We start from the raw sequence: 7,821 nt of genomic DNA, 5'->3' as shown, positions 1-7,821 counted from the left end.
GGGCGTCGGCCCGGCGCTGGGCGGCGCGCCAGCCGTCACGGGCCTGCTGCTCGCGCTCGGCGGCGGCCTTGACCAGGCCGAGGGCCACATCGGCCAGCTTGCGCAGGTCGGCGGCCTTCTCCTTCGCGGTGACCAGGTCCTTCTCAAGGTCGCCGAGCCGGTTGCGCTCGGCGAGGCGGCGGGCGGCGGCGGTGGGCGCGTTGGCGGCGACGACGAAGCCGTCCCAGCGCCACAGGTCGCCCTCCCGCGAGACGAGGCGCTGGCCGGGCTTCAGGAGGGATGCGAGGCGGGCGCCGTCGGCCTTGTCCACGAGGCCGATCTGGGCGAGGCGGCGGGCGAGCTCGGCCGGCGCCCTGACCCGCGCCGAAAGGGGTTCGACCCCTTCGGGCAGGCCGGCATCGCCGGTGCCGTCGGCGCCGCCCCAATGCTGCGGCGAGGCGCTCGCCGTCGGCGCGTCGAGATCGTCGCCGAGGGCGGCGCCCAGCGCCGTCTCGTAGCCGCGGGCGACCGAGATGGCCTCCAGAACCGGCGGCCATTTGGAGGCATGGGCGACGTTGAGAATCTTGGAGAGGGTGCGCACCTCCGTGTCGATCCGCTGCACGAGGCGTTCGGCGTCGGCGAGGGGACGGCGGGCCTCGCCCTCCTGGGACCTGGCCGCGACATGAGCCTGTTCGGCAGCGACCGCTTCGGCCTCGGCCGTGGTGAGAGCGGCGGCGGCGGCGGCGAGCTCGGCCCGCAGCGCGTCGAGGCGGGCGGCGTGGTCAGAGCCTGCCTCCAGCTTCGCCGTCTCGGCGTCGATCTCGGCGAGCTGACCTTCGAGCCGCATCAGCCTCTCGCCGGCATCGCGGATCGAGCGTTCCAGCTGGTTGCGGCGGGCGACGATCTCGGCGAGCGCGGAGGTCGCTTCGGAAAAGGCCTTTTCGGCGACGGCGAGCGCCGTCTCGGCCGCGGCGACCCCAGCGAGAGCCTCGGCCTCGGCCGTCTTCGCGCCCTCGCCGATGGCGGCGAGTTCGGCCTCCTCGGCCACCAGGCGGGCCATGACTCCCTCGGCGTCGGCGCCGAGGGCTCTTTCACGCGCCAGGTCGCCGTCGAGCTGGGCAATGCGGCGGTCGAGCTCGGCCATGCGCTCGCGGGCGCGCTTTTCCTCGCCCTCGAGCTGGTCGCGGGCGGTGACGAGACGGTGCAGCGCAGCGCCGGCCTTGGCGGCTTCATCACGCAAGGCCGGCAGCTGGTGGGCGGCCACCGCCTGATCCTTCGCCGCCGTGGCCTGATCCGTGGTGCGCTCGGCGACCGTGCGGGTCTCCAGCTCGACCAGACGCTCGGCCTCGCGGACGAGCTCGCCGGCCTCGCGGAACTTCAGCCAGGCGAGGGTCGCCTCGGCCTTGCGGATGTCGGCGGAGAGGCCGCGATAGCGCACCGCCTGGCGGGCCTGGCGCTTCAGCCCGTCGAGCTGGCTCTCGATCTGGGAGAGGACGGTCTCCAGCCGGTCGAGATTGGTCTCGGCGCCCTTCAGCCGCGTCTCGGCCTCGTGACGGCGGGCGTGCAGGCCGGCGATCCCTGCGGCTTCCTCCAGGATGCGGCGGCGGGCCTGAGGCTTGGCGCTGATGATCTCGCCGATCTGCCCCTGGCGGACGAGGGCCGGCGAGCGCGATCCGGTGGAGGCGTCGGCGAAGAGGATCTGCACGTCGCGGGCGCGCACCTCGCGGCCGTTGATCTTGTAGAGCGAGCCCGCCTCGCGCTCGATGCGGCGGGAGACCTCCAGCACGTCGTGGTCGTTGAACTGCGCGGGGGCGAGGCGGCGGGAATTGTCGACGGTGAGCATCACCTCGGCGGTGTTGCGCGCCGGACGGTTGCCGGAGCCCGAGAAGATCACGTCGTCCATGCCGGAGGCACGCATGTTCTTGAACGAGTTCTCGCCCATGACCCAGCGCAGGGCCTCGACCAGATTCGACTTGCCGCAGCCGTTCGGACCGACGACGCCGGTCAGCCCCGGCTCGATCAGGAAGTCGGTCGGCTCGACGAAGGTCTTGAAGCCGTGAATGCGCAGACGGGAGAATTTCATCGCGCCTGTCTGTCCGTGGGCTGCCTGAAACGTGGGTTCAGACTGGCACGGATCGGGGCTGGACGCCACATCTAGCGTTGGACAACGCATCCACCCTCAACATCTTGCTGTTGAAAGGGAGGTCCCGGCTGTCGCCCCGAGGCTCGGCCCCGCAGTGCAGCGGCAGGCTGCCGCAGCGCACGGAAACCCCCTACGACGGTTTGCCGGCATGGTGTAGAAAGAGGACGGGAATCAATGGGATGGAGCCAATCCATCCGAGGAGGAAACCATGGGCGCAAAGCCCCAGCCGACGCCGCCCAAGGGCGTCAAGCTCGAAGACCGCTATGGCCAGGTCGGCCTGAAGGCGGTAGCGGGCGCGATCAAGTCGCCGAAGCCGGCCAAGGGCGGCTGAACCCGGCTCACCCCGATCCTTCACATGAAAACGGCGGCCAATGGGCCGCCGTGCTCGTCAGACGAGAAGCGTCCGTGCGTTCAGCGGACGATGACCTTCGTGCCGGTGCCGACGCGATTGTAGAGATCGATCGCGTGCTCGTTGTGCATGCGGATGCAGCCCGACGAGACAGCCTCGCCGATCTGCAGCGGCGAGTTGGTGCCGTGGATGCGATAGAGCGTGTCGCGGCCGTTCTGGTAGAGATAGAGCGCGCGCGAGCCCATCGGGTTCTGAGGGCCGCCCTCCATGAAGGCGGGAAGCGTCGGCCAGCGGCGGCGCATCTCGGCCGGCGGCGTCCAGGTCGGCCATTCGGCCTTGCGCTGGATGATGGCGGTGCCGGTCCAGCCGAAGGCCTCGTTGCCGACGGCGACCTGATAGCGGATCGCCGTGCCGCCCTCCTCGACGAGGAAGAGGTGCTTGCTGGAGGTCTCGACGACGATGGTGCCGGGGCGCTCGGTGGTGCGGTAGGGCACGCGCAGCGGCATGCGCCAGTAATCCATCTCCACCTGCGGCGCCTGGGCCATCAGGGTGCGGTCGCGTTCGGAGACCGGCTGGGTCGAGCTGACCGTCTGGTTGTTGCAGCCGGCCAAAGCCAGAGCCACGATTGCAAGAACGCCCCACCGCATGTTCAGACCCCTCAATGGAACGGCGTCATGCCCGCCGCCGATGCAGCGCGTCCATGATGTTCCGGATACCGCAATCGTTGTGGCGAAGCCTTGACGCGGGGTCAACGGAAAGCGGCCGGCAACCGCTGTGAAAGCCCTGAAACTGTTGCAATTTTGCCATGACGCGGCAGGTCACGGCCCGTCCCTGGCGCCGCGATGCCGGCTCGCCGTCGCCACGATCGCTCCATGATCGCAACCCAGAGCCGCCGCAACGGCCCTCTAGCCTGTCTTCTCGTCGGGGCCGGCCCATGCAACCCGCCCACGACGAATGGAGACGATGATGAAACCCGCCATGGCGGCCCCTAATGCCACCCAGAGACCGGCCCGCGAACCGCTGGAGGATCGCTACCGGACCATCGGCATACCAGCGGTCGCTGCTGCCGCGCCCTTCATCAAGGCCCGCAAGCCTTCCCCCGGTCCCCGGACCGAGGTTTATCCGCTCTCCATGGACTGAGGGTTTCTGCGGCTTCGGCCGCGCTTTCAGACCTCCCGCATGCCTCTCCTGAACGACTTTGGGCCGGTCCTCGTGACCGGCCCCTTTTTTTGGCCTCAGCCGGCGCGCCAGGCGTTGAGCAGGGACAGGGCGATGGCGACCATGACGCAGGCGATGAGCCCGTCGAGGACGCGCCAGGCGGCAGGCCTCGCGAAGAGCGGGGCGAGCAGCCGGGCGCCGAAGCCGAGGCTGTAGAACCACAGGAAAGAGGCCGTCATGGCGCCGAGGGCGAAGGCGAGCCGGGCGTCGCCACCATAGCGGGCGGACAGGGATCCGACGAGCACCACCGTATCGAGATAGACGTGCGGGTTGAGGAAGGTGAAGGCGAGGGTCGCGGCGACGACGCGGCCGAGGCCGGCCTCGCCTTCTTCCGCGGCGGTGAGCCGCGCCGGCCGCAGGGCACGCTTCGCTGCGAGCAACCCATAGGCGAGGAGGAAGGCGGCGCCGCCGAGGGTCGCAACCGTCAGGAGGACGGGAGAGCGGGCGACGAGACCGCCGAGGCCGGCGACGCCGGCGGCGATCAGCACCGCGTCGGACAGGGCGCAGAGGGTGGTCACCACGAGAACGTGGCGGCGCAGCAGGCCCTGGCGGAGGACGAAGGCGTTCTGGGCGCCGATGGCGACGATGAGGCCGAGGCCGAGGAGGAAGCCCGTGACGGCCGCCTGGAGCGATGCGGGCAGATCCATGCCGCCTGCGTAGGGGCGTGCCTCGCCGGACGCAAGACCGGCGGAGACCGTCACGCTCCTGTCACGGTTCGGCGTCACGCCGCGCCTGCTTCCCATCGCGTGCCGGAGCCGGTAAGCGGTCGGGGCGAGCCGGGTGCGGAGCGATGCCGACATGCTGAATGCCTATGCCGTCGAGAACGAGGCGCTGGTCCGGATCGAGACCACGGCCGAGACGGTTCCGCCCCATGTCGTGTGGGTGGACCTGTTCCAGCCCTCGCAGCAGGAGGACAAGGCGCTGGAGCGCTGCCTCGGCATCGAGATTCCCACGCGGGAGGAGATGCAGGAGATCGAGCCGTCCAGCCGCCTCTATGTCGACCACGGCGTGCGCTACATGACCGCCACGACGCTCTGCAACACCGAGCGCGGCACGCCGAAGCTGACGCAGATCTCCTTCGTCCTGGCGCCGACCCGCCTCATCACCGTGCGCTACGACACGCCCAAGCCCATCAACCTCTTCCTCAACCGGGCCCAGAAGCCGGGCACGGTGCAGGGAACGCCGGAATCGGTGCTCACAGGCCTCCTCGACACGATCATCGACCGCGTCGCGGACATCCTCGAAAAGGTCAGCGAGGAAATCGAGCAGGTGTCGACGGACATCTTCCGCAAGGGCGCCGGGCGCCGCGACAAGGCCTTCCAGGACGTGCTCCAGACCCTCGGCACCAAGGGCGAGCTGGTCTCCAAGGCCCGCGAGAGCCTGGTCTCCATCAACCGCCTGCTGCTCTTCCTCGCCACCGAGGTGGAAGGCAGCAAGGTCACCAAGGACGTGCGCGCGCTGCTGAAGAGCCAGAGCCGGGACAGCGATTCGCTCACCCAGCACTGCGATTCCCTGTCGAACAAGATCACCTTCCTGCTCGATGCGACGCTGGGCCTGATCGGCATCGAGCAGAACAACATCGTCAAGATCTTCGCGGTGCTGTCGGTGGTGTTCATGCCGCCGACGCTGGTCGGCACGATCTACGGCATGAACTTCAAGCAGATGCCGGAACTCGCCTGGGACTTCGGCTATCCCATGGCGATCACGCTCATGATCCTGTCCGGCGTGCTGCCCTATCTCTACTTCCGCAAGAAGGGCTGGCTGTAGCGCCAGCCCTCCGCGGCAGCCTCAGGACGCAAGGCGGCGGGCGCCGATGACCTGCAGTTCGGCGAGGATGCCGACGAAGACCGCCTGCGCCGCGACGAAGACCGTGCCGAGCCCATTCGGCGCGACGGAGCCGGTCAGAAGCACGGCGAAGCTGAGGACGACCCAGACTGCGTTGAGGGCGGCGACCGTGAACCCGAGGGCGCGGCTCGCCGGGCTGCGCGCCGCGGCATAGGCCACCAGCGCGACGAAGGGGATGAAGGACAGGCCGACGCCCCTGAGCAGCGGCACGGGGAGGTTCAGGAGCGGCCCGAGCGTGCCGGCTCCGACGATCAAGGCGAGGCCCATGGCGCCGGAGGTGACGGCGTCGAAGGCGAGCACGCGGCGCAGGAAGGTCGGGGCATCGGGGGCGCGGAAGAGGGCGAAGGCGAAGGACATGACGGGCTCCTCGGTCGGGTTCGCGGCGGGGGATCCGGTCCGCAGTGCCCCGACGATGGCGCCCGCCCGGCATGGGGTCGATTACCTCTGACGTCATTGGTCCGAGGCCGCGGCCGGGGCTAGTCTTCCCCCATGACGACACGATCAGCCGCCACCTCCTCGCCCACCCGCACCGTCGGCGACCATCTGCGCGACTGGCGACAGCGCCGCCGCCTCAGCCAGATGGACCTCGCCCTCGACGCGGAGGTCTCGACCCGCCATCTCAGCTTCGTCGAGACCGGACGGGCGGCGCCGAGCCGTGAGATGATCCTGAAGCTCGCCGAGCGGCTCGACATCCCCTTGCGGGAACGCAACGTGCTGCTGGTCGCCGGCGGATTCGCGCCGGTCTTCCCGGAGCGGCGGCTGGACGATCCCGGCGTCGCCGCCGCGCGCCGGGCGGTCGACCTCGTCCTCGCCGGCCACGAGCCCTATCCGGCGGTGGCGCTCGACCGGCACTGGTCCATCGTCGCCCACAACCGCGCCATCGGGCCGTTTCTGGAAGGCTGCGCGCCCGAGCTGCTGGCCGGTCCCATCAACATGGTGCGGCTGTCGCTGCACCCCCGGGGCATCGCGCCGCGGATCGTCAATCTCGGTGAGGTGCGCGCCCACGTGCTGGCGCGGCTGAGGCGGCAGATCGAGCTCACCGCCGATCCCGTCCTGGAGGCGCTGCTCGCCGAGGTCTCGGCCTTTCCGGTGCCCTTCTCGCAGCCACATCCGCGGAAGGGCCAGGAGGCGGGGGAGCTGTTCATCCCGGTGAAGCTGCAGACGGCGGCGGGACTGCTGACCCTCATCACCACGACGACGGTGTTCGGAACGCCGGTGGACGTGACGCTGGCCGAGCTTGCCATCGAGACGTTTTTGCCGGCCGATGCCGAGACGGCGGAGCGGCTCCGGGCGATGGCGGGGTGAGGGGAGCGGCTGGGCGGTGGGGGTTGCAGACCCTATCCGTCAGGCCCGGGCTTGGCCCGGGCATCCACGAATTCTTCTCAAGGCGCGGTGTTCAAGTCGTGGATGCCCGGCACAGGGCCGGACATGACGCGGTGGTGCGGTGTCAGCCGTCAACCCGGCCGCGCCCACCGAACGAGCGCCCGCTCACACGTGCTGGCCGCCGTTGATGTGGATCTCGGCGCCGTTCAGGTAGCTCGAGGTCTCGGTGCAGAGCACGTAGATGATCTTGGCGACCTCGTCCGGCGTGCCGAGGCGGCGCATCGGGATCTGCTCGACGATCTTCTCGGTGCCGGGGGAGAGGATCGAGGTGTCGATCTCGCCGGGGGCGATGGCGTTGACGCGGATACCGTGGGGGGCGAAGTCGCCCGCCATCTCCCGCGTCAGGCCGGCGAGCGCCGCCTTGGAGGTGGCATAGGCGGCGCCTGCGAAGGGGTGGACGCGCGAACCGGCGATGGAGGTCACGTTCACCACCGAGCCCTTGGCCTCGGCGAGCTCCTTCAGGAGGCCGCGCGCCAGCAGGATCGAGGAGAAGAAGTTCACCTGGAAGACCTGCTGCCAGACCTTCAGCGGCGTGTGCAGCGAGTTGAGCCGGGCACCGCCCTCGCCCTTGGGCGAGATGCCGGCATTGTTGACGAGGGCCTCGAGCCGGCCGCCGACGAGGCGGCCACGGATTTCGTCGATGGCCCGCTCGGTGTCGTCGGGATCGGCGAGATCAACCTGGATATGGTCCTCGGGACCCATCTCCCAAGGGCAGTTCTCGGGAAAGGCCTGGCGCGAGCAGGTGATGACGCGCCAGCCGGCGGAGGAGAAGCGTTTGACGGTCGCGTGGCCGATGCCACGGCTGGCACCGGTCAGGAGGAGCGTGCGTCGGGACTGGTTCACGATGGCCTCGGGTCTCGCCGCGGAGCGGAAGGCCCGTTCATAGAGCCATCCGCGGCGTCTG

At 69.8% G+C, this 7,821-nt stretch carries 9 protein-coding genes; 4 read left to right on the top strand and 5 right to left on the bottom strand.

Annotated elements, in window-relative coordinates:
* A partial coding sequence (locus tag ACT6XY_RS14475) for a chromosome segregation SMC family protein (protein WP_444749027.1) occupies window positions 1–2,062 on the bottom strand: 2,062 nt, incomplete at its 3' end.
* A gap of 268 nt (window positions 2,063–2,330) precedes the next feature.
* On the opposite strand from ACT6XY_RS14475, the gene ACT6XY_RS14470 reads away from it, so the two are divergent.
* Entirely contained in the window at window positions 2,331–2,453 is a 123-nt protein-coding gene (locus tag ACT6XY_RS14470) for a hypothetical protein (RefSeq protein WP_444749026.1), read from the top strand.
* Between the two features lie 80 nt (window positions 2,454–2,533).
* Here ACT6XY_RS14470 and ACT6XY_RS14465 read toward each other — a convergent pair whose 3' ends face one another.
* Window positions 2,534–3,118: a L,D-transpeptidase gene (locus tag ACT6XY_RS14465; RefSeq protein ID WP_444749025.1), complete on the bottom strand. Its 585-nt coding sequence runs from the start codon at window positions 3,116–3,118 to the stop codon at window positions 2,534–2,536.
* A gap of 331 nt (window positions 3,119–3,449) precedes the next feature.
* Between ACT6XY_RS14465 and ACT6XY_RS14460 the strand changes: the two genes are divergently transcribed.
* Window positions 3,450–3,611 carry a hypothetical protein gene (locus tag ACT6XY_RS14460; RefSeq protein ID WP_444749024.1) on the top strand — a complete coding sequence of 54 codons (162 nt, stop codon included), beginning with the start codon at window positions 3,450–3,452 and terminating at the stop codon, window positions 3,609–3,611.
* Between the two features lie 95 nt (window positions 3,612–3,706).
* On the opposite strand, the gene ACT6XY_RS14455 is transcribed toward ACT6XY_RS14460, so the two are convergent.
* On the bottom strand, window positions 3,707–4,336 hold the full coding sequence (locus tag ACT6XY_RS14455; protein ID WP_444749023.1) for a LysE/ArgO family amino acid transporter: 630 nt from the start codon (window positions 4,334–4,336) through the stop codon (window positions 3,707–3,709).
* A 151-nt stretch (window positions 4,337–4,487) separates the two neighbouring features.
* Between ACT6XY_RS14455 and corA the strand changes: the two genes are divergently transcribed.
* On the top strand, window positions 4,488–5,456 hold the full coding sequence (corA, locus tag ACT6XY_RS14450; protein WP_444749022.1) for a magnesium/cobalt transporter CorA: 969 nt from the start codon (window positions 4,488–4,490) through the stop codon (window positions 5,454–5,456).
* 21 nt (window positions 5,457–5,477) lie between these two features.
* Here corA and ACT6XY_RS14445 read toward each other — a convergent pair whose 3' ends face one another.
* Window positions 5,478–5,891 carry a hypothetical protein gene (locus ACT6XY_RS14445; protein WP_444749021.1) on the bottom strand — a complete coding sequence of 138 codons (414 nt, stop codon included), beginning with the start codon at window positions 5,889–5,891 and terminating at the stop codon, window positions 5,478–5,480.
* A 132-nt stretch (window positions 5,892–6,023) separates the two neighbouring features.
* On the opposite strand from ACT6XY_RS14445, the gene ACT6XY_RS14440 reads away from it, so the two are divergent.
* Entirely contained in the window at window positions 6,024–6,839 is an 816-nt protein-coding gene (locus tag ACT6XY_RS14440; protein ID WP_444749020.1) for a helix-turn-helix domain-containing protein, read from the top strand.
* 183 nt (window positions 6,840–7,022) lie between these two features.
* On the opposite strand, the gene ACT6XY_RS14435 is transcribed toward ACT6XY_RS14440, so the two are convergent.
* Window positions 7,023–7,763 carry an SDR family NAD(P)-dependent oxidoreductase gene (locus ACT6XY_RS14435; protein ID WP_444749028.1) on the bottom strand — a complete coding sequence of 247 codons (741 nt, stop codon included), beginning with the start codon at window positions 7,761–7,763 and terminating at the stop codon, window positions 7,023–7,025.
* Between the last annotated feature and the right edge of the window lie 58 nt (window positions 7,764–7,821).

This window comes from Phreatobacter sp. (assembly GCF_052440005.1).
Taxonomy (GTDB): domain Bacteria; phylum Pseudomonadota; class Alphaproteobacteria; order Rhizobiales; family Phreatobacteraceae; genus Phreatobacter.
This window is presented reverse-complemented; position numbering and strand designations above follow the sequence as displayed.